The 25,323-nt window shown below is 73.2% G+C and carries 26 protein-coding genes and 1 pseudogene; 12 read left to right on the forward strand and 15 right to left on the reverse strand.

Going from position 1 to position 25,323, the window contains the following annotated elements; translation table 11 throughout:
- The first annotated feature begins 96 nt into the window (after positions 1-96).
- The gene (locus tag amrb99_RS02915) at positions 97-1,140 is read left to right on the forward strand and encodes an NlpC/P60 family protein (RefSeq protein ID WP_190851847.1); all 1,044 of its coding nucleotides are present in this window, start codon (positions 97-99) and stop codon (positions 1,138-1,140) included.
- Positions 1,141-1,238: 98 nt separating this feature from the next.
- On the opposite strand, the gene amrb99_RS02920 is transcribed toward amrb99_RS02915, so the two are convergent.
- Positions 1,239-1,862 carry a TetR/AcrR family transcriptional regulator gene (locus amrb99_RS02920; RefSeq protein WP_241755175.1) on the reverse strand — a complete coding sequence of 208 codons (624 nt, stop codon included), beginning with the start codon at positions 1,860-1,862 and terminating at the stop codon, positions 1,239-1,241.
- A gap of 55 nt (positions 1,863-1,917) precedes the next feature.
- Between amrb99_RS02920 and amrb99_RS02925 the strand changes: the two genes are divergently transcribed.
- Positions 1,918-3,312 carry an MFS transporter gene (locus tag amrb99_RS02925; RefSeq protein WP_190851849.1) on the forward strand — a complete coding sequence of 465 codons (1,395 nt, stop codon included), beginning with the start codon at positions 1,918-1,920 and terminating at the stop codon, positions 3,310-3,312.
- Between the two features lie 283 nt (positions 3,313-3,595).
- On the opposite strand, the gene amrb99_RS02930 is transcribed toward amrb99_RS02925, so the two are convergent.
- Both amrb99_RS02930 and amrb99_RS02935 read right to left on the reverse strand, forming a co-directional pair.
- Entirely contained in the window at positions 3,596-4,507 is a 912-nt protein-coding gene (locus amrb99_RS02930) for an alkaline phosphatase family protein (protein ID WP_347256503.1), read from the reverse strand.
- 321 nt (positions 4,508-4,828) lie between these two features.
- Positions 4,829-5,158 carry a putative quinol monooxygenase gene (locus tag amrb99_RS02935; RefSeq protein ID WP_190851852.1) on the reverse strand — a complete coding sequence of 110 codons (330 nt, stop codon included), beginning with the start codon at positions 5,156-5,158 and terminating at the stop codon, positions 4,829-4,831.
- Between the two features lie 63 nt (positions 5,159-5,221).
- On the opposite strand from amrb99_RS02935, the gene amrb99_RS02940 reads away from it, so the two are divergent.
- Positions 5,222-5,581, forward strand: coding sequence for a MerR family transcriptional regulator (locus amrb99_RS02940; RefSeq protein ID WP_190851854.1), 360 nt, complete (start codon positions 5,222-5,224; stop codon positions 5,579-5,581).
- Between the two features lie 30 nt (positions 5,582-5,611).
- Here amrb99_RS02940 and amrb99_RS02945 read toward each other — a convergent pair whose 3' ends face one another.
- Entirely contained in the window at positions 5,612-6,319 is a 708-nt protein-coding gene (locus amrb99_RS02945) for a carbon-nitrogen hydrolase family protein (RefSeq protein WP_190851855.1), read from the reverse strand.
- Between the two features lie 94 nt (positions 6,320-6,413).
- Positions 6,414-7,367, reverse strand: a complete 954-nt coding sequence (locus amrb99_RS02950; RefSeq protein ID WP_190851858.1) for a helix-turn-helix domain-containing protein — start codon at positions 7,365-7,367, stop codon at positions 6,414-6,416.
- A gap of 71 nt (positions 7,368-7,438) precedes the next feature.
- Between amrb99_RS02950 and amrb99_RS02955 the strand changes: the two genes are divergently transcribed.
- The gene (locus amrb99_RS02955) at positions 7,439-8,278 is read left to right on the forward strand and encodes an alpha/beta hydrolase (protein ID WP_190851860.1); all 840 of its coding nucleotides are present in this window, start codon (positions 7,439-7,441) and stop codon (positions 8,276-8,278) included.
- A gap of 144 nt (positions 8,279-8,422) precedes the next feature.
- Positions 8,423-9,049 carry an NAD(P)H-dependent oxidoreductase gene (locus amrb99_RS02960; RefSeq protein WP_190851862.1) on the forward strand — a complete coding sequence of 209 codons (627 nt, stop codon included), beginning with the start codon at positions 8,423-8,425 and terminating at the stop codon, positions 9,047-9,049.
- 8 nt (positions 9,050-9,057) lie between these two features.
- On the opposite strand, the gene amrb99_RS02965 is transcribed toward amrb99_RS02960, so the two are convergent.
- Positions 9,058-10,539, reverse strand: a complete 1,482-nt coding sequence (locus amrb99_RS02965; protein WP_190851864.1) for an MFS transporter — start codon at positions 10,537-10,539, stop codon at positions 9,058-9,060.
- Positions 10,540-10,596: 57 nt separating this feature from the next.
- On the opposite strand from amrb99_RS02965, the gene amrb99_RS02970 reads away from it, so the two are divergent.
- Complete coding sequence (locus tag amrb99_RS02970; protein ID WP_190851866.1) at positions 10,597-11,238, forward strand: TetR/AcrR family transcriptional regulator; 642 nt, start codon at positions 10,597-10,599, stop codon at positions 11,236-11,238.
- Between the two features lie 170 nt (positions 11,239-11,408).
- Positions 11,409-11,894 carry a flavin reductase family protein gene (locus amrb99_RS02975; protein WP_347256504.1) on the forward strand — a complete coding sequence of 162 codons (486 nt, stop codon included), beginning with the start codon at positions 11,409-11,411 and terminating at the stop codon, positions 11,892-11,894.
- Between the two features lie 9 nt (positions 11,895-11,903).
- Here amrb99_RS02975 and amrb99_RS02980 read toward each other — a convergent pair whose 3' ends face one another.
- From amrb99_RS02980 to amrb99_RS03010, 7 genes are all read right to left on the reverse strand, one after another.
- A complete protein-coding gene (locus tag amrb99_RS02980; RefSeq protein ID WP_190851868.1) occupies positions 11,904-13,478 on the reverse strand; it encodes a fused response regulator/phosphatase in 1,575 nt (524 codons plus the stop codon).
- Positions 13,468-15,210, reverse strand: coding sequence for an ATP-binding protein (locus amrb99_RS02985; protein ID WP_347256505.1), 1,743 nt, complete (start codon positions 15,208-15,210; stop codon positions 13,468-13,470). The genes amrb99_RS02980 and amrb99_RS02985 overlap by 11 nt, the downstream gene beginning before the upstream one ends.
- On the reverse strand, positions 15,207-16,256 hold the full coding sequence (locus tag amrb99_RS02990; protein ID WP_347256506.1) for an ATP-binding SpoIIE family protein phosphatase: 1,050 nt from the start codon (positions 16,254-16,256) through the stop codon (positions 15,207-15,209). Before amrb99_RS02990 ends, amrb99_RS02985 begins: the two co-directional genes overlap by 4 nt.
- On the reverse strand, positions 16,244-16,651 hold the full coding sequence (locus amrb99_RS02995; protein WP_190851870.1) for an ATP-binding protein: 408 nt from the start codon (positions 16,649-16,651) through the stop codon (positions 16,244-16,246). The genes amrb99_RS02990 and amrb99_RS02995 overlap by 13 nt, the downstream gene beginning before the upstream one ends.
- On the reverse strand, positions 16,648-17,034 hold the full coding sequence (locus tag amrb99_RS03000) for an STAS domain-containing protein (RefSeq protein ID WP_190851872.1): 387 nt from the start codon (positions 17,032-17,034) through the stop codon (positions 16,648-16,650). Before amrb99_RS03000 ends, amrb99_RS02995 begins: the two co-directional genes overlap by 4 nt.
- On the reverse strand, positions 17,034-17,843 hold the full coding sequence (locus tag amrb99_RS03005; RefSeq protein WP_347256507.1) for an STAS domain-containing protein: 810 nt from the start codon (positions 17,841-17,843) through the stop codon (positions 17,034-17,036). Before amrb99_RS03005 ends, amrb99_RS03000 begins: the two co-directional genes overlap by 1 nt.
- A gap of 243 nt (positions 17,844-18,086) precedes the next feature.
- Positions 18,087-18,446, reverse strand: a complete 360-nt coding sequence (locus tag amrb99_RS03010; protein ID WP_190851876.1) for an anti-sigma factor antagonist — start codon at positions 18,444-18,446, stop codon at positions 18,087-18,089.
- Between the two features lie 354 nt (positions 18,447-18,800).
- Here amrb99_RS03010 and amrb99_RS03015 point away from each other — a divergent pair, with 354 nt between their 5' ends.
- On the forward strand, positions 18,801-22,991 hold the full coding sequence (locus amrb99_RS03015; RefSeq protein WP_347256508.1) for a SpoIIE family protein phosphatase: 4,191 nt from the start codon (positions 18,801-18,803) through the stop codon (positions 22,989-22,991).
- On the forward strand, positions 22,988-23,299 hold the full coding sequence (locus amrb99_RS03020) for an STAS domain-containing protein (RefSeq protein ID WP_190851878.1): 312 nt from the start codon (positions 22,988-22,990) through the stop codon (positions 23,297-23,299). The genes amrb99_RS03015 and amrb99_RS03020 overlap by 4 nt, the downstream gene beginning before the upstream one ends.
- Before the next feature lie 99 nt (positions 23,300-23,398).
- On the opposite strand, the gene amrb99_RS03025 is transcribed toward amrb99_RS03020, so the two are convergent.
- Positions 23,399-23,935 (reverse strand): MarR family transcriptional regulator, encoded by a 537-nt coding sequence (locus tag amrb99_RS03025; protein WP_190851880.1) that lies wholly within the window; start codon positions 23,933-23,935, stop codon positions 23,399-23,401.
- 40 nt (positions 23,936-23,975) lie between these two features.
- Here amrb99_RS03025 and amrb99_RS03030 point away from each other — a divergent pair, with 40 nt between their 5' ends.
- The 3 genes from amrb99_RS03030 to amrb99_RS50530 all read left to right on the forward strand — a co-directional run bounded on the left by amrb99_RS03030 (position 23,976) and on the right by amrb99_RS50530 (position 24,924).
- The gene (locus amrb99_RS03030; RefSeq protein ID WP_190851882.1) at positions 23,976-24,272 is read left to right on the forward strand and encodes an NAD(P)-binding protein; all 297 of its coding nucleotides are present in this window, start codon (positions 23,976-23,978) and stop codon (positions 24,270-24,272) included.
- A 98-nt stretch (positions 24,273-24,370) separates the two neighbouring features.
- Entirely contained in the window at positions 24,371-24,601 is a 231-nt protein-coding gene (locus tag amrb99_RS03035; RefSeq protein ID WP_190851884.1) for a DUF2945 domain-containing protein, read from the forward strand.
- 92 nt (positions 24,602-24,693) lie between these two features.
- On the forward strand, positions 24,694-24,924 hold the full coding sequence (locus tag amrb99_RS50530) for a hypothetical protein (RefSeq protein ID WP_241755220.1): 231 nt from the start codon (positions 24,694-24,696) through the stop codon (positions 24,922-24,924).
- On the opposite strand, the pseudogene amrb99_RS03040 reads toward amrb99_RS50530, so the two are convergent.
- Positions 24,828-25,253 (reverse strand): annotated as a pseudogene (locus tag amrb99_RS03040) (carotenoid biosynthesis protein); the annotation flags it as partial. The gene amrb99_RS50530 and the pseudogene amrb99_RS03040 overlap by 97 nt on opposite strands.
- Between the last annotated feature and the right edge of the window lie 70 nt (positions 25,254-25,323).

Below are 25,323 nucleotides of genomic sequence, written 5' to 3' on the forward strand. Positions count from 1 at the left end.
GAGCACGGGACCTCCTATGCTTCGTAGGAGGTCGCGGTGACGCGTCCCCGCCGGGGACGGCCGTCGACCGGTAGGCGTTACCGGAGAGGACAGCGCATGCAGCGACGAGCTGCCGGCACCAGCACGTCAGCCCGCCGCCGGATCACCGCGAGCACGGCTTGGACGGCCTCGGTCGTGCTCTCCGTCGGGCTCCTGACGCCGGTGCCCGCCGAGGCGAAGCCCAAGCCGACGCGCAAGGAGCTGACGGCGCAGCAGAAGAAGCTCGCCGACGAGGCCGAGAAGCTCAGCGAGCAGTACAACGGGCTGCGGGAGCGGCTCCGGCAGGCCCAGAAGGCCGCCGCGGTCGCCAAGACGAGCGCCGACCGCCAGAAGAAGACGCTGGCCGAGGCGCGCGACCGGATCGCGAAGCTCGCCGCGGACACCTACAAGAACGGCCCGGTCGACCCCGCGATCAGTTTCGCCTCGGCCGGCGATCCGCAGGCCGTGCTGGACCGGTCGGCGGCGCTCAACTACTTCGCCAGCCAGGACAACACGCGCATCGTCCAGCTGCTGCAGACGATGCAGGGCGCCGAGCGCGCGCGCAAGGCCGCCGAAGCGCGCGCGAGCCAGGTTCGCCGGTTGACCGACGAGGCAAAGAAGAAGCGCGGGGAACTCCAGGTCAAGCTCAAGAAGGTCGAACGCCAGTTGGGGACCTACTCCAGCACCGGCTCACGTCCGGGCTCCATCCCGAGCGTGGGGTCGGGAGGGGCTTCGGCCAAGGCGATGGGGGCGGTGCGGGCGGCGCTGAGCCAGCTCGGGGTTCCCTACTCCTGGGGCGGCGGGACCGCGTCCGGGCCGAGCTACGGCACCGCGCAGGGCGCCAACATCAAGGGCTTCGACTGCTCCGGCCTCACCCTGTACGCCTACGCCCAGGTCGGCATCAGCCTCGGCCACTACACCGGGAGCCAGTACAGCGCCGGAACCCATGTGAGCCAGAGCCAGCTCAAGCCCGGTGACCTGGTCTTCTTCTACAGCGACCTGCACCACATGGGCATGTACATCGGCAACGGCAAGATGGTCCACGCCCCGCAGACCGGCGACGTCGTCAAGATCGCCCCGATCGCCGGCCGCCCGTTCGCGGGAGGCGTCCGCCTCGCCTGACCGCCTTGCTCGATCGCCCGCCGTCCGAGCCCGCGTCCCCGTCACCTGCCCCCCGGTGACGGGGACGCCTCGTTTCCAGACAGCCCGATGCCGACCGCTCAGGGGCGGGCGGTGGACGGGGCGAGGATCGACTGCACGGTTGCGGTCACGACCTGGGCGGTCTCCTCGGCTTTCAGGCGTCCGGCGCGGTTCTCCTCGGCGGCGCCCTGCAGGACGTAATGGATGACGTTGACCAGCCATGAGATCGGCAGGTCGGTGCGGAACACGCCGTCGTCCTGGCCTCGCTTGATGAGCTCTTCCATCCGCTGAGCGGGGGCGGCGTGCCGCGCGCGGATGCGTTCGGCGGGAAGAACGCCTTGAGCGGCCGTCAGCAGGGCGGCGGATTCGGCGACGAGGGTCCAGCTGGAGCCGAGGAGCCGGCCGAGGGCGTCCCGTGCGTCGCCTGTCAGGTCGACGGCGGACAGCGCCTCGTCACCGGCGCGCAACGCATCCGCAAGAGCGGCCTCGACCAGGTCGGCCCGGGTGCGGAAGTGGCCGTAGAGCGTCATCCGGCCCACCCCGGCGGCCTTGGCGATGTCGTCGATCCCGGCGGCCGGATCGCGGCTGAGCATCTCGCGCGCGGCGGCGACGATGCGGGCGATGCTGCGCTCGGCGTCTGCACGGCGACGCGGTCCGGCGGCGGAAGGCATGCCCGCCATCCTAACTCGTACTGGAACATACATGTTACGCTCCCCGTTATAAGTCGTACTTCTGCATACGAGTTAGGGGAGGGGTTCGATGACAGAAGAGATCCAGGGCACGTCCGCGCAGGTCGCAGCGGTTCATCCGCTGCGATGGCGCATCCTCGGATTCCTGGGCGTGGCCCAGCTGATGCTGATCCTCGACGTCACCGTCGTGGCCATCGCGCTGCCGCACATCGAGACCGATCTCGGCCTGAGCCGCCAGGCCGTGACCTGGACGGTCAGCGCCTACACCCTCGCGTTCGGCGGCCTCATGCTGCTGGGCGGGCGGACCGCCGACCTGATCGGGGCCAAGCGGGTGGTCCTCGCCGGGCTCCTGGTCTTCACGGCGGCGTCGCTCACCACCGGGCTCGCCGGATCGGCCGGGGTGCTGCTGGGCGGCCGCGTCGCCCAGGGCGTCGGCGCGGCGATGCTGTCCCCGTCGGCGCTGTCGCTTGTCGTGAGCATGTTCGACGGGGACGAGCGGAACAAGGCGCTGGGCGTCTGGTCGGCGCTCGGCGGTGGCGGCGCCGCCCTCGGCGTGCTGCTGGGCGGCCTGCTCACCGCGGGTCCCGGCTGGCCGTGGGTCTTCTTCGTCAACGTGCCCATCGGCCTGGCGATCTTCGTCGCGCTCGCCTGGATGCTGCCGCGGCAGGCCGCGGTGACGCCCCGGCCCCGGCTCGACGTGCTCGGAGCGGCGCTGGTCACCGCCTCCTCCAGCGTGCTGATTTACGCGGTCAACCGCGCCGGCGACCACGGCTGGTTCACCGCCGCGACCGGCGGGTTCGTGCTGGCCGCCGTCGTCGGCTACCTGGCGTTCGCCGTCAGGCAGAGGACCGCCGCGTCGCCGATGATGGACGTCGTGCTGCTGGTGCGGCGGCCGGTGGCCACCGGCACGTTCCTCATCGCGATGGCGACGGCCCTGATGGTCGCGGTCTTCTTCCTCGGCACGTTCTACTTCCAGCACGGCCGGGACTACGGCGCTCTGCTCACCGGGCTGCTGTTCCTCCCGGTCGCGGGGGCGACGATGCTGGGTGCGGACCTCACCGGACGGGTGATCGCCAAGGCGGGGGCCCGCCGGATGGGCGTGGCCGGCCTGCTCACCGCCGCCGTCGGCATGGCCGTGCCCGCCCTGTCGATGCATCCCGGGACCGTGGTGGCCGGCATCGCGATCGCGGGCGCGGGCACCGGCGCCGTCTTCGTCGTCGCGTCGGCGACCGCGCTCGGACAGGTGGCTCCGCACGAAGCCGGCATCGCCTCCGGAATCGTCAGCACCTTCCACGAGTTCGGCGCCTCGATCGGCGCCGCGGTGATCTCCAGCGTCGCGGCGGCGAGCATCGTCGGCGACACCCTGTCCGGTTTCACCGACGGCTTCGTCCTCGCCGCCGCGGCCGCCGCCGCGGCGGCCCTCGTGGCGGCCGTCCTGACCCCCGGGAGGGCCGACGCGAGCTGACGAGTGATCGTGGTCAGAAGACGGGGTTGAGGGCGGCGGTCAGGAATCGGCGGGGGGGTGCCGGAGCCGTCGGCGGGGACGGTCCACAGGTCGGGGCCGTAGTCGCCCGGCAGCGAATAGGCGACCTGCATGCCGCCGATCCAGACGGCCTGGTCGTCGACGCTCCTGGTCTCGGCCAGCGGGGTCTCGCGCATGGTCCGCAGGTCGAGGACGGTGAGGCGCCACGAGCCGCAGCGCGCGCCGTCCCGCGTCCCGCCGCGCGACGCCCCCGGGGCCGTGGTCGTCACTGCCAGATCGCGGTGATGGGGGAGGCCGACGCCGCGTTCCCGGCGTGGGTGGTGCCGTACATGTCCTCGATGGTGCGCAGCAGGTTGTAGTGGTTGTACTGGGTGGCGTCCGCGCCGGTCTTGACGTGGGCGCCGTACACGACCGCCGGGATCCGGTTGCCGGCGAGCCCGTTGTCCTCGTCGAAGGTGACGATGAGGACGCTGTTGTGGGTCTTGGCCCACTGGGCGTAGCCGTCGAGCTTGCTCTTCAGCCACGTGTCACCGGTGCTGACCGAGCAGTCGTGCATGTCGTCGCACAGGTTCGGCACGACGAACGACACCGTCGGCAGCGTGGTGTAGTCGGTGGGCCATTGCGTGAATGTGTGGCCCGTGGACGCCGGCAGGTTGCTGAAGGAGAACCACGGGTTGTGCTTGCGGGCGTACTTGCCCGAGCTGCTGCTGCACACCGTGGACCCCTCGGACGGCAGGCCCTCGTTGTAGCTGCCGAAGGTGCGGCCGGCGGTGCGGACCTCGGCGCCGAGATTCGCCGTGCTGTATGGGGATCCGGGCGGCGGGCAGGTGTCGTCCGTGGTGCCCTGCGTGCTGCCGGAGAACAGCGCGAAGTAGTTCGGCTGGCTCGGGTGCGTCTCGGCGAAAAAGTTGGTGAGGTTGGCGCCGCCGTTCGCCAGCGAGGTGAGGTACGGCGCGCTCGAAGAGCCGATGACCTGCGAGTACGAGTGGTTCTCGAAGATCGCCACGACGACGTGGTCCGGGGTCGGCACGGTGGCGGCGTGCGCCTCGCGACGCGCGCTCGTGGCGGTCACCGCGATCGCGCACACCAGCGCGGCGAGGGCGGCGGCGAGGGCGATCGGCAGCGGCCGGCGCGGGGCCGGCCATGGGGCACGGGAGTGGGCGTTTCGTTCGGGCACGGGGCCTCCTGCGAATGCGTCCGCTGCCGGGCGACGGGGGGTGGGCCCGGCGACCGAAAGATGTCACCGGCGCTCCTCGGCGCCGGGACGGTCGCGGGGCGGCCCGAAGGCGCGTTCCCCAACGCTCGATGAACGGACCGCCGTTTCGGGCGTCCGTTCGGCGGCCCCTACCCGACCGTCAAGCCCCGAACCCGACCGTCAAGCCCCGAACCCCACCGTCAAGCCCCGAACCCGACCGTCAACCCGGACCCGGCCGTCAAGCCCCGGACCCGGCCCGCCGAGGCGGGCCGGTTCTCGGCTCAGGCGCGACAACGCCCCTGGTCAGGCCGCGCCACCGGGGTAAGGACTGATCACCGCGCCGAAGTAGGCCTCGGGTGCCCCTTCCATGTGCTCGGGCGCGTCGCTCATGAAGGCCCGCAGCAGCGGCGTCGCGTTGTGCCGGTCGAGGTCCTCCTGCGAACGCCAGACCTCGTAGAGGAAGAACCGGCCGTCCTCCTGCTCGTGCAGGTGGTACTGGAGGCTGCCGTCATGTCCCCGGGACGGCTCGACGAGATCCAGCAGGAGCCTCCTGAGTTCGTCGGCGTGCCCCGGCTTCGGGGTCAGGAATCCGTAGAGCGAAACGGGCGCTGAGGTGGCCGAAGTCGTCGTCATGCGATCAACGTAGGATGTGACATCGATGTGAGGTTCAAGCCGCGTGCCTATGGAGTGGGTCACATGAAGATCGGGGAGCTGTCCCGCCGGACGGGCGTGTCCGTCCGGCTCCTGCGCTACTACGAGGCCCAAGCCCTGCTCACCTCGCACCGCAGCCCGGGCGGCCACCGCCATTACGGTCCCGAGGCCCCCGCGGCCGTCGCCCGCATCCGCGCCCTGCTCGCCGCCGGGCTCCCCACCCGGGTCATCCGGGAGATCATGCCCTGCTTCGCGGGCGACGGCACCGAGGTGCAGGCCTGCGTTCTCGACCACCTCAGGACCCAGATGGCCGAGCTGGACTCCCGCATCGCCGACCTCGCCCAGGCCCGAGCGGCCCTGGGCGACATCCTCCAGGCCTCCACCCGATCCCTTACCAGCGCCTGAACCGGCCGGCGCCCCGGTCGCCGTTCCGGGTCAGCGGAGCGTCGCCGTCACCACGGCGTCGGGCTCCGCGCCGGCCTGGACGAGCACGTTCCCGTCCGGTGCCCAGACGCCGGAGCCACCGGACGTCTCGCGGTACTCGCCGCTCGCTCCCGCAGCGGTGGACAGGACGACCCAGACGCCGTGTGCGGCGGCCCGATCCCGCATGTGCTCGTCGCGGCGGGCCGCCTGTTCCCGCCCTGCCCCGTACAGGGTGCTGGCCACGTAAGCGTCGATGCTCAACGCCGCGGTGTCGGCCGCGTGCTGCGGCACCGCCGCGTCCCGGCAGACGGCCAGGCCCAGCCGCCATCCGTCGATCTCCAGGACCTCCGGCTTCTCGCCGGGACTGAACCGGCGGACCTCCTCGCCGTGAAGGTGCATCTTCCGATATGCCACCGTCGTGCTCTCGCCCGTGACGGCCAGCGTCGCGATGTACTCCCGCCCATCGTCTTCCCGCACCGGAGCGCCCACCAGGGCGACCGCGTCGGCGCTGTCGCACGCGGCCCGGATCGGATCCAGCCGCGCGTCGTCCACGGCCACGGCGGGAGCCGCAAGGTCGTAACCGGTCAGCGACAGCTCCGGGAAGACCACCAGACGCGCGCCCGCGCGCCGCACCACCCCGGCCTGGCGGCTGGCGTTATGGACGACATCCAGCTCGTCACACGCGGGCTGGGCTACGGCGACCGTCAGAGATCCAGGCACGAGGACATCATTCCGGATGATCGACAGGCGCCGTCCGCGAATCGTCGAAAGGCGTCCGTCGCCGCTCGCGGGTGCGGCCTCGGCTCTGCGGCCGTCAACGGGTTTCGCTGAAGGTCCTCCGGTAGGAGCCGGGTGTGGTGCCGAGGTGCGCCCGGAAGTGGCGGCGCAGATTGACCGCCGAGGCGAGGCCGACCCGGGTGGCGACGGCCTCCACGGGAAGGTCGGTCCGTTCGAGGAGCACCCGTGCCGCGTCGAGGCGGCGGCCGAGCAGCCACTGCCCTGGGCTGGTGCCGAGCTGTTCGGTGAACTGCCGGGCGAGGGTCCGGCTCGACAGTCCGGCGCGTTCGGCGAGCCGGGCGACGGTCAGCCGGGTGTCGAGCCGGGAGGCGGCCCACTCCAGCAGTGGCGCCAGCGACGCGTCCGCCTTGGCGGGGACGGGCTGTGCGGCGTACTGGAGCTGGCTGCCCTCGCGGTGCGGCGGCAGCACCATGTTCCGGGCGATCTGGGCGGCGTACGCCGCGCCGTGGTCGGAACGCACGAGGTGCAGGCACAGGTCGATGCCCGCGCCGGTTCCCGCGCTGGTCGCCACGTCGCCGTCGTCCACGTAGAGCACGTCCGGGTCCACGCGCACGCCGGGGAAGGCGGCGGCGAGCCGGGCGGTGTGGCGCCAGTGGGTGGTGGCGCGGCGGCCGTCGAGGAGTCCGGCCTGGGCGAGGACGAACGCGCCCGTGCAGATGGCGACGATCCTCGCCCCGCGCTGGTGGGCGGTCCGCAGCGCCTCGGTCACGGTCGGCGGCGCCGGTTCGGCGGCCGGCTGCCAGCCGGGGACGATCACGGTGTCCGCCTCCCGCAGGGCCGCCAGTCCCGCGTCGACGAGCATGGCGTAGCCGGCGGTCGTCCGCAGGGGGCCGGGGCGCTCGGCGCAGATCCGGAAGTCGTAGCGGGCCGGCACGTCCGGGTGGGCGTTGCCGAAGACCTCGGTGGCGCAGGCGAGTTCGAAGGGCGATTGGGGCGGATGGAGCAGGGCCACGACCCGATGACGGTCCATGGCACGAATCTACCCATGGATGTCTTTTTGGACTCTCGGTCGCGGGGGCGGGGCCGGAGCACAGTGGTCGCATGAGCGAGACGACTGGAACGGACGTGCTGAGGACCGCGGTCCAGGTCGACGGGGAATCCGCCAGCTACCTGACCGCCGAGCGGGACGGTCCGCCGGTGTTGCTGCTGCACGGGACGTACTGGAGCCGGGTCTGGCTTCCGGTGGTGGGCCGGCTCGCGAAGGCGGGGCTGCGGCCCCTCGCGGTGGACCTCCCCGGGCTGGGGCGCTCGGGAGGCGAGCTGACCCCGGAGACCGCGACGGTCCCGGCTCTGGCGGGGTGGGCGGCGCGATTCGCGTCCGCGCTGGGGCTGTCCGGGCCGATCGCCGTGGCGGGCCATGACATCGGCGGCGCCGTCGCCCAGCACCTCCTCGTCCACGATCTGGTGGAGGTGTCCCGGCTGGCCCTGGTGAACTCGGTCCTCTACGACTCCTGGCCGGCGCCCCACGTGGCGAGGTTCCGGGACCCGGAGGTCGCCGCGGCGACCACCGGTGAAGAACTCCTCGCCGCCCGGCGGCGGGCCGTGGCGGCGGCGCTGGCCGGCGCCGCGACCGAGGACCTGATCGCCGACTACGTGGATCCGTGGACCGACCCGCGGGTCCGCCGCTCCTGGCTGGCCATGGCGGGCGCGGCCGACAGCCGCTACACCCTCGACCTCGTCCCCGCGCTGCGGCGGTCCATGACGCCCAAGCTGCTGATCTGGGGTGAGGACGACGGCTTCGAAAGGGTGGAGTACGCCGAGAAGTTCGCCGGTGAGGTGCCGCGGACCACGCTCGTGCGGATACCGGGGGCGGACCACATCCCCACGGAGAGCGCCCCCGGCCGGATCGCCGACGCCCTCGTCGGTTTCTTCACGGCGTGACGACCTGCGCCGATCGGCGCGGCCGGTAGCGCCCCGCTTCCGCGACCCGTCAAGGCGAGCCGCCCTTCCTTGCTAAGTGGACCGTGGTCCGCTAATCTCTCCGGAGAGATGCGGACTGCGGTCCGCTTACTGAAGGGTCAGGTCATGAGCCGTTTGCTGCACGTCTCCGCCTCGCCGCGCGGAACGTCCTCCGAGTCGCTGGCGCTCGCCACCACGTTCCTCGACGCCTACCGGGAGACCCACCCCGGCGACACCGTCGACCACCACGACCTCTGGGACGGCACGCTCCCGGAGTTCGGCCCCGCCGGAGCCGGGGCCAAGATGACCGTCTTCGGAGGCGCCGACCCGTCCGGCGCCCAGGAGCGCGCCTGGGCGGCCGCCCGCGCCGTCTTCGAGCGCTTCGACTCCTACGACCGCTACTTGTTCAGCGTCCCCATGTGGAACTCCGGCGTGCCGTACATCCTCAAGCAGTTCATCGACGTGGTCTCCCAGCCCGGCTGGGTGTTCGGCTTCGACGCCCAGCACGGCTACACCGGCCTCCTGCGGGACAAGAAGGCGGCCGTCGTCTACACGAGCGCCGTCTACGGCGACGGCCGCGGACCGGGCTTCGGCGCCGACTTCCAGAGCACGTTCTTCGAGGACTGGCTGCGCTGGGCCGGGATCACGGACATCGCCACCGTGCAGTTCCGTCCCAACCTCGCGACCGCCGACGCCGAGACGGGACGCCGCGAGGCCCACGCCCAGGCCCGCGAGGAAGGCAAGCGCTTCTGACGGGGGAGTCAGGCCGGACGATCGGCGGTCCCGGGACGCAGGCGGCGGGCGAGAAGCATCCCGCCCACGGCGAGCAGCCCGGTCAGGGCGAAGACGCCGAGCAGCGTGGCCCGCATCGAGGAGCCGTGGTCCTTCCCGAAGGCGATGGCAGCTCCGCCCAGCCCGGCGATCACGGCCGTGGCGAAGGTCTGGGCGAGCTGGAGCGCGCCGCTCGCCTCGCCCTGCCGTTCCGCGGGAGCCTGCTGCAGCGTCTGGGTGGTGGAGGCGTTGAATCCGACGCCCATTCCCAGGCCGCCGATCGACCATCCCAGCAGCGCCGTCCATGACGGCAGCGCGCTGGACAGGGTCGTCACCGCGATCAGGGCGACCCCGGCGGCCAGGACGGCGAAGCCGGCCGCGGTGGCGGCGGCGCGCCCGGCGCCGCCGGCGTCCCTTCTCGCCTGCAGCGCCGAACCGGCCACCCAGGTGATCGCCCCGGCCGAGAGGCCGAGGCCGGACATAGTGGCGCTCATGCCCCGCGACTCCTGGAGGCCGAGCGGAAGGAACGCCTCGGTGCCGAAGTAGGCCCCGCACAGCAGGGCGCGGACGGCGACGCCGGCCCCGAGGCCGCGACGGGCGCTCAGCGTGCCCGGCGGCGTCGCCCAGCGCAGCGCGGGGACCGTGATGAGGACGCCGACGGCGGCCAGGACGACCAGGGCGACGGCGTCGGTCAGCAGCAGTGCCTCCAGCAGGACGCCGGTCCCCGCGGTGAGCAGCACCGCACTGCCCAGCGGGCGCTTCCACCAGGGCAGCGCGGTACTGGTGGTCTCGGCGCCGCCGGACCGCCGCAGTGCGCGCAACGGGGGCAGGGTGAGGGCGGCGGCGATCGCGATGATCGGCGTGATGAGCAGGAACACCGACCGCCATGTGGTCCGTTCGGCGAGGGTGCCGGTGGTGGCCGGGCCGACCAGCGAGGGGATGGTCCACGCCGACGAGAGCAGGGCGTACATCCGGGCTCGCAGGTGCTCGGGGTAGGCCAGCCCGATCACGGTGTAGGCCATCGCCATCACCGCGCCCACGCCGAGCCCCTGGCAGAAGCGGCCGGCCAGGAACGCCGGCCACGTGGGCGCGGCTCCGGCCACCGCGCAACCCGCCGCCAGCGTCAGCATGCCCCAGGCCATCGGACGCAGCGGTCCGCGCCGGTCGGCGTCCCGCCCGGCGACGACGGTGCCGATGACGTTGGCCAGCATGAGGGCCGACAGGCCCCAGCCGTAGGAGCCCAGGCCGTCGAGGTCCTCGGCGATGCCGGGCAGCACGGTGGCCACTCCGAGGGACTCCAAGGCCACGAGCCCGACCGACAGCAGGACGCCCAGCGTCAGCGCGCGATGGGCGCCGCCGAACACGCTGTCGCGGGCGCGGTCCGCCTTGAGCGGCGGCGCGGGCGCGCTCTCGTCCTCGTGGACGTGGTGATCGGGGGATCCGGTGGACGGATCGTCGGCGGGGCGGACCATGGCAGCCTCCAGGTTACGTTTCGTTCCGGAACGGAACGTATCCCTTATACTGCCCTCATGGCCACCCCGACAAGCCGGTCCGCCGGCCCGCCCGCCCCCGCCGCCGGCGGGCGCCCTCGCGACGCCCGCATCGACGACGCGGTCCGGCGCGCGGTCGTCGAGATCCTCAACGAGGCCGGCTACAGCGGCCTGACGATGGAGGCGGCCGCGGCGCGCGCCGGCACCACGAAGCCCGCCATCCGCCGCCGCTGGCGTTCCCGCCAGCACCTCGTCGTCGACGCCCTGGCCACCACCGTCGGCACCGCGCCCACGCCGGACACCGGCTGCACCCATTGCGATCTCGTCGCCGGGATCAGCACGCTCAGCGAGGCCTTCACCACCGCCCTCGGCCGCAGGGCGCTGCCCGCGCTCGTCGCCGACCTCGCGGGCGACCCCGCGCTCGAACGGCACTTCTTCGAGCTCTTCTTCCACCCGCGCCGGGCGACCACCGCCGCCGCGCTCCGCCGCGGCATCGACCGGGGCGACCTGCGGCCGGACATCGACATCGACCTCCTGCTGGACATGCTCGCCTCGACGACCTACTACCGGGTGCTCTTCGGGCATCTGCCCGTCACGCCCGACCTCGCCGAAGACGTCGTGGCCGTGATCCTGTCCGGCGTCGCCACCGACCAATGGCGCGGCCGCCACCCGTCCGGCTGAGCCGGGCGGCGGAACATTCGGCGGCGCAGGTCCGGTCCCGTTCGTACCGGCTGCACCACCCGGTCGTCGGCCCCCTGACGCTGCACGGCGAACGCCTCGCCCCTCACACCGTTGTCGGTGGCGGCGGTCTTCGCGTCATGCGCGTTCGGACCCGGACATAGGCTTGTGCGGTGGACGCCGATGAGTTCGTCGCAGGGTTCGACTACCCGATGTTCGTGGTGACCACCGTCGATCCCGGCACGGGCGCGCGTGCGGGCTGCCTGGTCGGGTTCGCCACGCAGACCAGCATCGAACCCTTCCGGTTCCTGGTGTGCATTTCCCGCCGCAACCGCACGTACCGGGTGGCCCGGGAGGCGACGGTGCTGGCCGTGCACGTCCTCGACGAGGAGCAGCAGGACCTGGCGGCCCTGTTCGGAGAGCGGACGGGCGACGAGGTCGACAAGTTCGCCCGCTGCTCGTGGCGGCCCGGGCCCGAAGGCGTCCCCCTGCTCACCGCCGCCCGCCGCCACCTGGTCGGCCGCGTCCTGGAGCGCACCGAACTCGGCGATCACGTCGGCTTCCTGCTCGACCCCGTGGACGTGCAGGCCGGGGCGGAGACCGCGCCGCTCACCTTCCGCTCCCTGCCCGCCATGGAGCCCGGGCACGAGAGCGGGTGACCCGCCCGGTCAGCGCGCCCGGCGCAGGGCGATGAAGGCGACGTCGTCCTCGCGGGGACCGAACTCGGAGATCACCCGGTCGCTGAACTCCTCGAGGTCGTCGTCCACGTCGGCCGCGACGGAGGCGAGCCGTTCGAGGTTGTCGGACAGCGAGATGCCGCGGTCCTCGATGAGGCCGTCGGTGATGAGGACGACGGTGCCCCCCGGCGGCACCACGACCTCCTCGCTCCCGACGCTCTCGACGGGGAAACCGAGCAGGATGCCGCCTCCCTTGCCGTACCGGGCCCCGTCCTCGTCGATGTAGAGCGGTGCCAGGTGCCCCGCGTTGGCCACATGCAGGGCGCCCGTGCGGGGATCGAGCGTCATCAGGCACATCGTCGCGGTCTCGTTGTCGTGGTACCGCTGCAGGACCCGGCTGAGGAGCCCGAGGATGGTGATGGCGTCGTGGCCCTCGTCGGCGAAGGCGCGCAGCGCGTGGCGGATCTCGGCCATCACGGTGGCCGCGTGCAGCGAGTGCCCTTGGACGTCGCCGATGGCGACGAGTACATGGTCGCCCTGCTGCAGCACCTCGTAGAAGTCGCCGCCGACCTCGGCCTGGTCGCTGGCCGGCTCGTAGCGGACCGCGAACGTCCAGCCCGGGATGACGGGGTGGGTCTCGGGGAGCAGGCTCCGCTGCAGGGTCAGCGAGATGAGGTGCTCCTCGCTGTAGGACCGCATCGCCTCCATCGCCAGGGCGAGCGTCTGCCCGAGCTGGCGGAGCAGGTTGGTGTCGTCCTCGTCCATCGCGTCCGGCGCCTGGATCGCGACGCAGATCGGCGGGCGGCCCTTCTTCACCAGCGACATCACCACCACGACGTCGCCTTCGGCGGCGGTGTCGGGAAGCGCCGCCCGCCAGTCGTCCGCCGGGATCCGCACGACCTCCGTTCCCGTGGCGTCCCGGAGGCCGGTGCGCCGCGCCAGCCGGTCGAACAGGCCGGCGGGGAAGTCCCGGTGCCAGGGGTCGCCGTCGAGGCACACGGTCCGCCGGGGCCTCCGGTGCGGAGGCATGATGAAGGCCGCCGTCGGCGTTCCGAAGACCTCGAAGGCGCCGCACGCCGCCACCTCCGCGAGCCCGTCGAAGCTCTCCGCCGCGTTGATGGCCAGGGACGTCCTGGTGAACGCCGCGAGCCGCTCGGCCGTCCGCTCGGCCTTCCGGCGCGCCCGGTAGTAGCGGAGCACGGCGTCGACGGTGGCGATGAACTCGCCCGGGTCGATCGGGTCGACCATGTAGGCGTCCGCCCCCTGCCGCAGGCCGTGGGTGCGGTCGGTGACGTCGACCGCCGACGCCGAGATGTGGATGACGGGCAGCGACGCGGTCCGCGGCGCCGCCTTGATCCGCTCGCAGACCTCGATCCCGCTCATGTCCGGCAGGCGGACGTCCAGGATCACCAGGTCCACCTGGTGCGCGGCGAGCCGCTCCCAGGTCTGCGCGGCCGTCGACGCCTCCACCACGGTGTGCCCGGCGCGCCGCAGCCAGCTGCCGATGATGTAGCGCTTGGTGTCGATGTCGTCGACGACCAGGGTGGTGCAGTGGTCAGCGGTCATCGGCGTCCTCCCTGACGCGCGCCCTCCGCGCCCGCGCCCGCAGCACGGCGTCGGCCAGCATCTCGGGGCCGAGGCGGTCCTTGCCGAGTTCCGCGTCGGCCCGTTCCGGACGGGCTTCCGGCACGTTCGCCGTGTCGATCGAGGTGAGCAGGACCACGGCGGTGCCGTCCGGCAGCCCGTCCAGCGGCGGGACGTCCCCGGCGCCGCAGAGGCGGGCGTCCAGCAGGACCAGGTCGGGGGGAGCGGAGGCGACCGCGGCGGAGGCGGACCGGACGTCGGCGGCCTCGCCGACCCGCGCCGCCGCGTCCTCGACGAGGCCGCGCAGGACCCGGCGGGCGGCCTCCTCCCCGTCGACGATCAGGACGTGGCCGAGCGCCAGTTCCCGCAGGGGCCGGTGCGGGGGCAGCCGCAGCGTCACCGTGGTGCCCCGCCCCGGCGTGCTCTCCAGCCGCAGCTCTCCGCCGAGGAGCCGGGCGAGCTTGCGCGCGTACGGCAGCCCCAGCCCCGTCCCGCCCCGGCGGTTGCCCGGGACCTGGTAGAACTCCTCGAAGACCCGCTCCTGGTCCTGGGGGGCGATCCCGATGCCGGTGTCGGTCACGCTGAACTCCACGTGGGCGGGCGCGGCGTCGACGGTGAGGCGGACCTCGCCCTCGGCGGTGAAGGTCAGCGCGTTGGCCAGCAGGTTGCGCAGGATCCGGGTCAGCATCACCTCGTCGGTGACCAGGACGGGCGGGGCGAGCCGGTCGTCCACGGTCAGCGTGAGCGCGGCCTCCTCGGCCATCGGCGCCAGCAGCTCCCGCAGGCGCGCGAGGACGCCCGGGACGCGCACGGGGGCGGGCTGCGGTTCGAGCTTCCCGCGCTCCGCCTTGGCCATGTCCAGCAGCTCGTCGACCAGGGCGACGAGGGTGTCGCTGGTGTCGGCGATCAGGGAGATCTGGTGCCGCTGCTCTTCGGTCAGCGGGTCGGCGGCCGGGTCCAGCAGGAGCCGGGCCAGGCCGATGATGCCGTTCACGGGGGTGCGCAGCTCGTGGCTGACGGTGGCCCAGAACCGGTTCTTGGCCTCTCCGGCCTCGCGGAGCTGGTCGGACTTCTCCTCCAGCTCGGCGTACAGCGCGACGACCCCCCGGTTGGTCTTCTCCAGCTCCTCCGATAGCTCGTTGTACAGCGCCATCACGCCGCGGTTGGTCTCTTCCAGCTCGGCGTTCAGCGCGCGCAGTTCCTCGCGCTGCGACCGCACCTTCTCCAGTGCCTGGACGAGCTCGGCGTTCTGCGTGCGCAGCTCGTCCAGGACCGAGACCGGCGCCAGGCGCACCAGTTGCTCGCGCAGGTCCGTCACGGCGGCCTCGGAGGCCGGCGCCGAGGCCGCGGGCAGGTCCTTGCGGATCCTGACCAGCAGGCGGTCGGCGCCGTCCTCCTGCTCCACCCGGTCCACCAGGCGGGCGGCGGCCGCGGTCCCCGGGGTGAAGCGGTCCGCGCCGGGCCGGGGCCGGAGGCTCAGCTCGACCAGCAGGCCGGGCCGCGTCCCCTGGTCGAGCAGGAACACGACCAGCACCCGCCCGGCGTGCGCGAACAGGTCCCGGCCGACCTCGCTGAGCGCGGTGGCCACCCGGACCTGGTCCTGCGGGTCCAGCCCGACGGCGCCGGCCACCCGCCGGCCCGCCCGGCGGACGGCGAACACGCCCTCCTCGTCCGCGATCTCGACGCGGAGCAGGTCGACGATCACCGGGGTCACCGGCCGTCCCGCGGGACGACCGCGAGGACGCACCGGTCGTCGCGGCGGACCCCGACGTCGCGCATCAGGGCCCCGGCGACCAGCAGCGGGTCGTGGCCGGACGGATCGGGCTGCAGGGCGGCGTCCCACCGGTCGGTGAGCCCGTCGGAGTGCAGCACCACGGCCGCCCCGGCGGGCAGGTCGTAGACGTGCTCGCGGAACGTCCTGGCCTGCGCCCCGGCGATGCCCGGCACGGAGATCATGCCGTGCCGGCGGCCGGCGCCGACCGTCCACGCGGCGACGTTGCCGAGCCCCGCGAAACGCACCTGCCGGGCCGCCGGGTCCACGGCCGCGACGGCGACCGCGCCGCCGCGGGTCGAGGAGAGGCTCCGGTGGACGTGCCGCAGGATCTCCGCCGGCCGCGCCGGCAGCGCCATCCTCCGCACCGCTTCGACCGCTTCCCGCGAGGCCCGCGCCGCCAGCGGCCCGTGCCCCAGGCCGTCGCAGAGCATGGCGTAGACCACCCCCGCCTCGGCTCGGACGGCGTAGGCGTCCCCGCACTCCTGCTCGCCGTCGATCGGCCTGGTCAGCCCGCAGAACACCGGTTCCGGTGCGGCATCCTCACCGGGCTGGTGGAAGCGGGCGAACAGGACCGTGCCGTGGCCCGGCACCGAATGCAGCCCGCTGCGATCGGCGAGCCTCTCGATCGCTCCGAGCCCGAGGCCCAGCGTGCCGCTGGTGGAGTAGCCGTCCACCCGCGAACCGGGCACGTCGGCCATGCCCGGGCCCCTGTCCACGCTGAGCAGTTCGAGCTCGGCGGACGCCCCGTTCCGGGCGATCCGCGCCATCATCTCGCCCTCGCGGGCGTGCTTGATCAGGTTGGTGGCCATCTCGGTCGCGGCCAGCTGGACCTGGCCGAGCCGCTCGCCGGTGAAGCCGAGCCGTTCGGCGAGCACGGTCGCCCGGCGCCGCGCGCCCGCGGCGGCGCTGCGCTCCTCGACCCGCATCCACAGCACGTCGCCCGCCGCGGCGCCGCCCTCCGGGCCCCCGCCGGTCAACGCGCCCACTTGACCACCGTGACGGTCGTACCCCGGCCCGCCTCGGTGTCCAGCTCGAACTCGTCGGCGAGCTTGCGCGCGCCGGACAGCCCCAGCCCGAGGCCGCTCCCGCTCGTCCAGCCGTCGGTGAGGGCCAGGTCCACATCGGGGATGCCCGGCCCCTCGTCGCGGAACGTGATCCGGATGCCGGCCCGCCCGCCGGGGCTCGCGACCTGCTCGATGCTCACCGCACCGCCCCCGCCGTAGACGAGGGTGTTGCGGGCCAGCTCGCTCGCCGCGGTGACGATCTTCGTCTGGTCGACCAGGGACATGCCCGCTGCGGAGGCCGCGACGCGCACCAGTTGCCGCACCCGCACCACGTCGTCGTTGGAGCGCAGCGGCGCCTCCTCCCCGGAGGTCGTCACCGGCCGTCCAGGGCGCCGGCGCCGATGGCCGGCAGCGGCGCGCCCAGCAGCCGCATGCCCTGCTCCAGGTCCAGGGCGGTGCGGATGCCGCCCAGGGACAGCCCCAGCTCGACGAGCGTGATCGCCACGGCCGGGCGCATGCCCACCACGACCGTCTCGGCGTCCATCAGCCGCGACATCGCGGCGATGGTGGCGAACATCCGGCCGATGAAGGAGTCGACGATGTCCACCGCGGTGATGTCGATGATCACTCCGCGCGCCCGGGTCGCGACAATGCGCTCGGCGAGGTCCTCCTGCAGCGCGAGCACCGTCTGGTCCTGCAGGTCCACCTGGATGGACACCAGCAGGACCGCACCGATCTTGAGAATCGGCACCCGCTCCATCAGGCGCTCTCCCCGCCGACGACGCGGATGCCCTTGCGGTCCAGCGCGTACTCCAGCGCGTCGGCGAGCGTGGCCTTGGTGACGATGTCGCCGAACTCGATGCCGAGGGCGACGATCGTCTGCGCGATCTGCGGGCGGATGCCCGACACCACGCAGTGGGTGCCCATCAGCCGCGCCGCCATCACCGTCTTCAGCAGGTGCTGCGCGACCTCGGTGTCCACCGCGGGCACCCCGGTGATGTCGATGACGGCGTACTGCGAGCCGGTGTCGACCAGCATCTGCAGCAGCGTCTCCATCACCACCTGGGTGCGGGCGGAGTCCAGGGTCCCGACCAGGGGGACGCCGAGGATGCCGTCCCACAGCTTCACCACCGGCGTGGACAGCTCCAGCAGCTGCTCGGCCTGGTCGGCGATCACCTGCTCGCGCGTGGCGGCGTAGGTCTCGAAGGTCAGGAGCCCGAGGTCGTCGATGAACGAGGAGAACCTGATGAACTCGCCGTAGGCGGCGGTGTCGCCGGCGGCCTCGACGTGCTCGTGCACGGCCTGCTTGAGGGAGAAGACGCTGATCGCGGTCTCCGCCGGGCTGAAGCCCTGCCGGGCCCGGTTGCGCGACATCTCGGCCAGGGCGGCCTGCAGCTCGCCGCCGCCCGACCCGTCCCCGTCGGCGACGGCCGCCTCGACGAGCCCGTAGAGCTCGGTCAGCTCCGTGCGCAGCTCGCGCTCGGTGATCCGGCCTCGGACACCCTCCGTGGCCACCCGGACCCACCGCTCGAGCACGCCCTCCCGCTCCGACCGCAGTAGTCCTGCCACGTGTTCCACCGAACCACCCTTCACCAGGCGCGCTCCCATCACTGCATCAACTGGTCCAACAGGGGACGAGCTGCACAGTACCGGCCAGTACGAATATTTGCCATCCGGCAACTATGTGGCCGGTATCGCATAGGCGCGACGACCCTGGGTCGTTACTCAGCGTGACGAGGCACCGCGAGTCGGCGCCTCCGGCGGTGCCGGTGCCTCCGGTGGCGCCGGTGCCTTCGGTGGGTGCCGGCCGCGTCAGGGACGGCGCAGCGCCTCGACGGCCTCGTCGGGATCGGGATAGAACGAGAAGGCCTGATCGAGCCCGAGGATCCGGAACATCTGGAGGAGGTCGGGGTTCAGTCCCGCGAACAGGATCCGGCTCTCCGCCGCCTGGGCGCGGCGGTAGCCGGCGACGAGCACGGTGACGCCCGTGGAGTCGCAATAGGCCAGCCCCGACAGGTCGAGGACGACGCCGCCGCCCGCCGCGAACGTCACCGACTCCAGTGCCTCGCGCAAGCGGGGGGAGGTGTGGAAGTCGAGGTCCCCCGCGACGCGCAGAACGGGGTGCTCCGACCCCTCGGCGGGAAGGGTGACGGTGAGGCCTTGCTTGGTCACCGAGGGGGCTCCTCTGCGGACGGTGCTGGGCGTGCGGACGCGAGGAAGGCCGGTGGTGTACTGGCGCCAGAACTCGGGACCTGTTCCGTGAGCAGTGTATGGATATTCGCCGGCAGACCGTCCACCCCCCGTACAGTCCGGAGCGGGCAGGGAAGAGCGGCCGGGTTCCGCCGACTCGCCCACCGCGATCCGGATCGACCTCGCGTTAGTTCGGTAAACGACACCGCTTTACCCTATTTTTGGGGTACTTATCACTGGGGCTGCGACCGTGATGGACGGCGCGAGGCGCACGGGGCGCCGCGCCTCGGGCAAGCGGGGGAACCGCGGCGGTTCATTCGAGCGGGAGAGGACGCGGTGACGCTTTCCGGGGGCGCGGGACCCGAGGACTCCGGGCGCGAGGCGCGGTCGGCGCGCGGCTCCGGCGTGTTCTCGGCGGACGGCGAGCTCGGCCGGGACCTCGCCGCGGTCGACTGGGCGGCGACCCCGCTCGGGCCGCCGGACGGCTGGCCGCAGAGCCTGCGGACGGCGATCGACATCCTGCTGTCGTCCCGGTTCTCGATGTGGATGGCCTGGGGGCCGGAGCTCACGTTCTTCTGCAACTCCGCCTACCGGCGCGACACGCTCGGACGCAAGTACCCGTGTGCGCTGGGGCGCCCGGCCCGCGAGGTGTGGGCGGAGATCTGGGACGACATCGGCCCCCGCATCGACAGCGTGCTCCGCACGGGAGGGGCCACCTGGGACGAGGCGCTGCTGCTCTTCCTGGAACGGTCGGGATACCCCGAGGAGACCTACCACACCTTTTCCTACAGCCCCCTGCGCGACGACACGGGGCGCGTGGTCGGGATGCTGTGCGTGGTGAACGAGGAGACCGAGCGCGTCATCGGCGAGCGCCGGATGACGACCCTGCGGAACCTGGGATCCGATCCAAGCGTGGTCCGCACCGAGGAGGAGACGCTCGCCTTTGCGCACCGGCAGCTGGGCCTCAACCGCAAGGACCTCCCCTTCACGCTGACCTACCTGCTCGGCGACGGGACGGCGCGGCTCGCGGGGACGGCCGGCATCGACGAGGGGCATCCGGCGGCCCCCGCCGAGATCCCGCTGGACGAGCGGGACGCGGTCTGGCCCGCCGCGGTGCCGGCCCGGGGACGACCGGTGCTGGTGCGGCTCGACGACCACGGTCTCGGGGCGCTGCCGTCCGGCGACTGGACCCGGCCGCCCATCCGGGCGCTGGCGGTTCCGCTGCTGCGGCAGGGGGACGCGCCCTACGGATTCCTCGTGGCCGGGCTGAACCCGTACCGGCCGCTGGACGAGGCGTACCGCGGCTTCGTGGAGCTGGCGGCGGGGCACGTCGCGGCGGGGATCGCCGGCGCCCGCAGCTACCAGGCGCAGCGGCGGCGCGCCGAGGAGCTGGCCGAACTCGATCGCGCGAAGACCACCTTCTTCTCCAACATCAGCCATGAGTTCCGCACCCCGCTGACCCTGATCATGGGTCCCGTGCAGGAGCTGCGAGCCCGGCTGGAAGGCGCCGACGAGCGGATGCTGCAGGAGCTGGACGCCGTCCACCGCAACGGGCTCCGCCTGGGCAGGCTCGTCAACACCCTGCTGGACTTCTCCCGCATCGAGGCCGGCCGGATGCAGGCGCGCTACGAGCCGGTCGACCTGCCCGCGGTCACCACCGAGCTGGCCAGCGTCTTCCGGTCCGCCGTCGACCGGGCCGGCCTGGACTTCGCCGTGGAGTGCGAGCCGCTTCCCGGGCCGGTCCACGTCGACCGCGACATGTGGGAGAAGGTGATCTTGAACCTGCTCAGCAACGCGCTGAAGTTCACCTTCGAGGGGTCGATCCGGGTCGGGGTGCGCGCGGTGGACGGGAAGGCCGAGGTGACGGTGGCCGACACCGGCGTCGGCGTGCCGGCGGAGGAGATGCCGCGCCTGTTCGAGCGGTTCCACCGCGCCGAGAACGCCCGCTCCCGCTCCAACGAGGGCAGCGGGATCGGCCTGGCCCTCGTCAAGGAGCTCGTCGGCCTGCACGGCGGCACCATCACCGCCGCCGGCCGCGAGGGCGAGGGCACCACCTTCACCATCCGGCTGCCCTTCGGAACCGCCCACCTGCCCGCCGACGCCGTCGCGCCGCCCGGCCGCCCCACCGCGGTGTCGGGGACCGCCGACCCGTACGTCCAGGAGGCGCTGCGGTGGCTTCCCGCCGAGCCGGACGGCGACGGGGACGGCGTCCCGGCCGGCACGGCGGGCACCGGCCCGGGCCCTTCCTCCGCCGCCGCGCCCGGGACGCCGGCGAGGGTGCTCGTCGCCGACGACAACGCCGACATGCGGGACTACCTCACCCGGCTGCTGCGCGGCGCCGGCTACCAGGTCAGCGCGGTCGCCGACGGCCGCGCCGCCCTGGAGGCGGCCCGCGAGGGCGCCTTCGACATGGTGGTCAGCGATGTGATGATGCCCCGCCTCGACGGGCTGGGGCTCGTCGCGGCCCTGCGCGGCGACCGGCGCACCGCGTCGGTGCCGGTCCTGCTGCTGTCGGCCCGCGCCGGGCAGGAGGCGTCGATCGACGGGCTGCGGGCGGGCGCCGACGACTACCTGGTCAAACCGTTCACCGCCGCCGAACTGCTGGCCCGGGTGCGGGCCAGCGTGGAGCTGGCGCGGCTGCGCGACCACCACGTCCGCTGGCGCACGGCGCTGGTCGACTCGCTGCAGGAGGCGTTCTTCGTCTGCGACGAGGACGGCGCCGTCATCGAGATCAACGCCGCGTTCACCGACCTCCTCGGCTACGGCGCCGCGGGGCTGCCCTATCCGCCGCTGCAACCCTGGTGGCCGGACGAGAGCACCGATCCCGAGGCGCACCGGCTCGTCGCGGACGCCTTCGCCGACCTGCTCGAAGGGGAGCGGGGCGGCTGCACCGTCCCGGTCACCCACCGCGACGGGCACCGGGTCTGGGTCAGCGCCGCGTTCACCTACGTCCGCGATCCCGAGACCGGGCGGCGCGTGATCGTCGGCACCTTCCGGGACGTCACGGCCGACCAGTACGCCATCCAGCGCGAGAGCGCCCAGGTGGCCCTCGGCATGCGCCTCGCCGAGGCCGTGAGCCTGCCCGACGCGCTGGCCGGCGCGCTGGAGGAGCTGCGGGACCAGTGGCGCGCCGACCGGGCGCTGGCCGTCCTCGTCACCGGCGGCGCCCCCGAACTGACGTCCACCGACGCGGAGCTGACCTGGGAGGCGCTGCCCGAGGAGCGCCGCGCCGAGCTGCTCGCGCTGCGGGAGCACCCGACGCTCACGCCCGTCGCCGAGCACCCCACCGCCATCACCCTCGAACATCCCCGCGGCACCCTCGTCATCTGGCTCGAACTGGGCGAAGGGCGCCCCTTCACCGACCAGGATCGGCTGCTGCTGACCCTCCTGGCGGCGCATCTCGCGCAGGGGTTGTCGCGCGCCCACCAGATCGACCAGCAGCGCGAGACCGCCCTCGCGCTGCAGCGCGCCATCCTCGGCCCGTCCGAACTGCCCGCCGGGTTCGCCGTCCGCTACGAGCCCGCCGCGCAGCCGCTCGAGGTCGGCGGCGACTGGTACGACACCTTCGCCCTTCCCGACGGCCGCATCGGCATCATCGTGGGCGACTGCGTCGGCCGGGGGCTCGAGGCGGCCACCGTCATGGGCCAGCTGCGCAGCGCCTGCCGTGCCCTGCTGCTGCAGGATGCCAGCCCCGCGCGGACCCTCACGGCCCTCGACCGGTTCGCCGGAGACGTCCCCGGCGCCCACTGCTCCACCGTCTTCTGCGGCGTCCTCGATCCCGCGACCGGCGCCCTCACCTACTCCAGCGCGGGGCACCCGCCCGCCATCCTCGCGCTGCCCGACGGCACGACCCGGCTGCTGGAGGGCGGAAGGTCCGTGCCGATCGCCGTCTCCCTGGGCGGCGCCCGGTCCGACGCCGAGACCACCATCCCCGCGCGGGCGACCGTCCTGCTGTACACCGACGGGCTCGTGGAACGGCGCCGCAGGTCCCTGACCGAGGGCATCGAACGGGCGGGCCGGGCCGTCCAGGACTTCCGCGAGCACGGGATCGACGATCTCGCCTCCCGGATCATGGCGAGACTCGCCCCGCCGGACGGCTACGACGACGACGTCGCGCTGATGCTGTACCGGCATCCGGCCCCGCTGGACGTGACCTTCCCCGCCGAGTCCTCGCAGCTCGCGCCCATCCGGGACGCGCTGCGCGGCTGGCTCGCCCAGTGCCGGATACCGCGCCGCACCGCCCAGGGCTTCCTGGTCGCCGCGGGGGAGGCCTGCGCGAACGCCGTCGAGCACGGCCGCCCCGGCGCCGGCGCCGACGTGCCCACGATCCGGTTGCGGGCCGAGGCGCTCGTCGACCAGCTCCACCTCACCGTCACCGACACCGGCCGCTGGAAGCCGCCGCGCCCGGGGACGGGCCGCGACCGGGGACGCGGCACCACTCTCATGCGCGCGCTGACGCAGCGGCTCACGATCACGCCCGGGCCCAGCGGCACCACCGTCAAGATGCACACCCGGATTGGCTCATGACCACACCTCTCACGCTCACGACCGTCCACCGGCCGGACGGGACCCCGCTCGTGACGGCCTCCGGCGAGATCGACATGAGCAACAGCGACGCCCTCGCCGACGCCCTGGACGCCGCGCGCCGCGACGGAGGCCGCCTCGTCCTGGACATCACGGCCGTCGAGTACCTCGACAGCGCCGGGCTGAGCGTCCTGTTCGCCCGCGCCGGGCTTCTCGAACTGATCGCCCCGCCGCTCCTGGAGCCCGTGCTGACCGTCTCCGGCCTGCGCGAACTGGCCACCGTGCGCTTCGCGGGCGCGGACGGCTCCTGAGACTGAGCAGGGGAGTGTCAGGCCGACGGGTGCGCCGTCCGGAGCGATGTCGCGTTCAGCGTCGTGGGCATCCGACCCGCCCGGTGTCGGTGGGCGGCTTTACGATGGCGACTCTCTTCGGGAGGTGGGCTTGGCGGACCTGATTCGTGCTACCGACGTGCCCGCCGCGCGGGCGCTGGGAGGGGGCTCTTTCTCGTTGACGGCCTGCGCGGAGGCGCGGAACTTCTCCAGCAGCCGGGCCAGCTCCGTGATCTCCTCGTCGGTCCAGTCCGCGACGAAGGACGCGAAACGGGCCTTGCCCTGCCGGGTGAGCCGGTCGACCGTCTCGCGCCCGGCATCGGTGAGGGTCAGGATCGACGCCCGCCGGTCGGCGGGATCGGGGCCCGCGGTGATGTACCCGGCCCGCGTCAGCGTCCGCAGCTGGTGGGTGACGGCCGAGCGGTGCACCTCGAGCCGGTCGGCGATCTGCGAGGGGCGCACGCCCCCGGAGGCATCGTCCCGCTGGGCCGCGCCGATGACCTGGAGGACGGCGAGCGCCGCGGCGTCGGGGATCGCCCTGCGCGCGCGCCGCATGTTCTCCAAGACCGCGAACAGGGCCTCGGTCAGGCGCGTGACTCCCTCTTCGCGTGGTGGCATGGCCGCACCCTTCATATAGTTGATTTAGTAAATCAACTATATGAACAGGCGTACCGGTGGTGCCCGAGTCGCCAGCCGAGTGGTGGCGGTCTTCGGTGGTGTCGGCGGGATGGTTGCCGCGCTGCTGCTGGCGCGTGGCGGCCACCGCGTCAGGGTGTACGAGCGGCTGGACCGGCTCGGTGGGAAGCTCGCCGAGCGCGAACGAGACGGGTTCGTCTTCTCGCTGGGGCCGTCGCTGCTGACCCTCCCGGAGACCTCCCGCGAGCTGGGCGTCGTACGCGAGCTGGTGGAGTTGGACGAGCCGTGCCGCCACCGCTACCTGCACAAGCGCGCCTGAAGCGGATGTTGCCCGCCGTGCACCGTTCCGATGGCGGCCGCTCCCGGCGATGCCGCCGCCCATGCCTAGCGCGGCAGGGGGCGGGTACCTCGACGCACATGGGGGACAAGAAGAAGGACCCGGCAGTCGGCGACGAGGTCACCTGGCGCAGCCACGGCTCCACGGCCGAGGGCCGGGTGGAGAAGAAGATCACCGACCGCCGTGAGGAGGCCGGCCGCACCGTCGCGGCCTCGCCCGAAGAACCGCAGTACGCCGTGCGGAGCGAGAAGAGCGGTAAGAAGGCCGTCCACAAGGGCTCAGCGTTGAGCAAGCGAAAGCGCTCGAAGTGAGCAGCGAAGGTCCAGGCGGAGCGTGATCGCGTCCCGCCGCTTCAGGACCTCCTAGCGCCCGTCCCGGTGGCCCGTCGCCGCACGGCCAGCCCGTGGCGGGCACCGCGAACGCGCCCATCGCCGTCCCGCCCGTCATCGCCACGACCGGATCGCTCGGCTCGAACACCACCGCGAACGCCAGCACCGACCGCCATCGGCGCACCGGCCGCCGGTCCGGAACCAGAACGGCCGCGACCGCGTGCGCCGCCAGCCCCATCCCGGACCACGCCACCGCGACCGCCACGGGGACACCGCCCACCTGGGGCCGCAGCACCGGTGTGTAGGTGTACCGCCCGAACGGCAGCCCCGTCCGCACGCCGATCCGTTCCACGGTGTGTCCCAACGCCATCGCGGTCGCCACCGCGCCGGCCGCCCGCACGGCGCCCCGTCGCGAAGCGGCGAAACAACCGGCCGCCGCCGCGAGCGCGCCCACCACCGGGTTGATCCACCGCACCGGCTCCGCGCCGACCCCGGACGTCACCTGCGCGGCCACCATCGACGCCAGGAAACCGGCTCCGGCGGCGGCGAACCCGTCCGGTCCCCGCCGCGTGCCCTTTCGCCGCCGATTCTTAGGCCGCACCGTCAACTCCACATCCGTGCATCGGGCGGACATGCGCGCTCGGCCCCGGGCCGGCGATCGGCGCGGGCGTCCATCGGCTGCCCCGCCCGAGGATCTTTCCGTT

It is taken from the genome of Actinomadura sp. RB99 (genome assembly GCF_014706005.1).
In the GTDB taxonomy this organism is placed as follows: domain Bacteria; phylum Actinomycetota; class Actinomycetes; order Streptosporangiales; family Streptosporangiaceae; genus Spirillospora.

What these genes read in the sequence shown, in the direction of transcription:
- amrb99_RS03020 (WP_190851878.1), top strand. Translation starts at nt 22,988, where the DNA reads ATGACCACACCTCTCACGCTCACGACCGTCCACCGGCCGGACGGGACC.
- amrb99_RS02965 (WP_190851864.1), bottom strand. Translation starts at nt 10,539, where the DNA reads ATGGTCCGCCCCGCCGACGATCCGTCCACCGGATCCCCCGATCACCAC.
- amrb99_RS02950 (WP_190851858.1), bottom strand. Translation starts at nt 7,367, where the DNA reads ATGGACCGTCATCGGGTCGTGGCCCTGCTCCATCCGCCCCAATCGCCC.
- amrb99_RS03025 (WP_190851880.1), bottom strand. Translation starts at nt 23,935, where the DNA reads ATGCCACCACGCGAAGAGGGAGTCACGCGCCTGACCGAGGCCCTGTTC.
- amrb99_RS02925 (WP_190851849.1), top strand. Translation starts at nt 1,918, where the DNA reads ATGACAGAAGAGATCCAGGGCACGTCCGCGCAGGTCGCAGCGGTTCAT.
- amrb99_RS03000 (WP_190851872.1), bottom strand. Translation starts at nt 17,034, where the DNA reads ATGGAGCGGGTGCCGATTCTCAAGATCGGTGCGGTCCTGCTGGTGTCC.
- amrb99_RS02960 (WP_190851862.1), top strand. Translation starts at nt 8,423, where the DNA reads ATGAGCCGTTTGCTGCACGTCTCCGCCTCGCCGCGCGGAACGTCCTCC.
- amrb99_RS03030 (WP_190851882.1), top strand. Translation starts at nt 23,976, where the DNA reads ATGAACAGGCGTACCGGTGGTGCCCGAGTCGCCAGCCGAGTGGTGGCG.
- amrb99_RS02920 (WP_241755175.1), bottom strand. Translation starts at nt 1,862, where the DNA reads ATGTATGTTCCAGTACGAGTTAGGATGGCGGGCATGCCTTCCGCCGCC.
- amrb99_RS02955 (WP_190851860.1), top strand. Translation starts at nt 7,439, where the DNA reads ATGAGCGAGACGACTGGAACGGACGTGCTGAGGACCGCGGTCCAGGTC.
- amrb99_RS03035 (WP_190851884.1), top strand. Translation starts at nt 24,371, where the DNA reads ATGGGGGACAAGAAGAAGGACCCGGCAGTCGGCGACGAGGTCACCTGG.
- amrb99_RS02980 (WP_190851868.1), bottom strand. Translation starts at nt 13,478, where the DNA reads ATGACCGCTGACCACTGCACCACCCTGGTCGTCGACGACATCGACACC.
- amrb99_RS02970 (WP_190851866.1), top strand. Translation starts at nt 10,597, where the DNA reads ATGGCCACCCCGACAAGCCGGTCCGCCGGCCCGCCCGCCCCCGCCGCC.
- amrb99_RS02940 (WP_190851854.1), top strand. Translation starts at nt 5,222, where the DNA reads ATGAAGATCGGGGAGCTGTCCCGCCGGACGGGCGTGTCCGTCCGGCTC.
- amrb99_RS02915 (WP_190851847.1), top strand. Translation starts at nt 97, where the DNA reads ATGCAGCGACGAGCTGCCGGCACCAGCACGTCAGCCCGCCGCCGGATC.
- amrb99_RS02935 (WP_190851852.1), bottom strand. Translation starts at nt 5,158, where the DNA reads ATGACGACGACTTCGGCCACCTCAGCGCCCGTTTCGCTCTACGGATTC.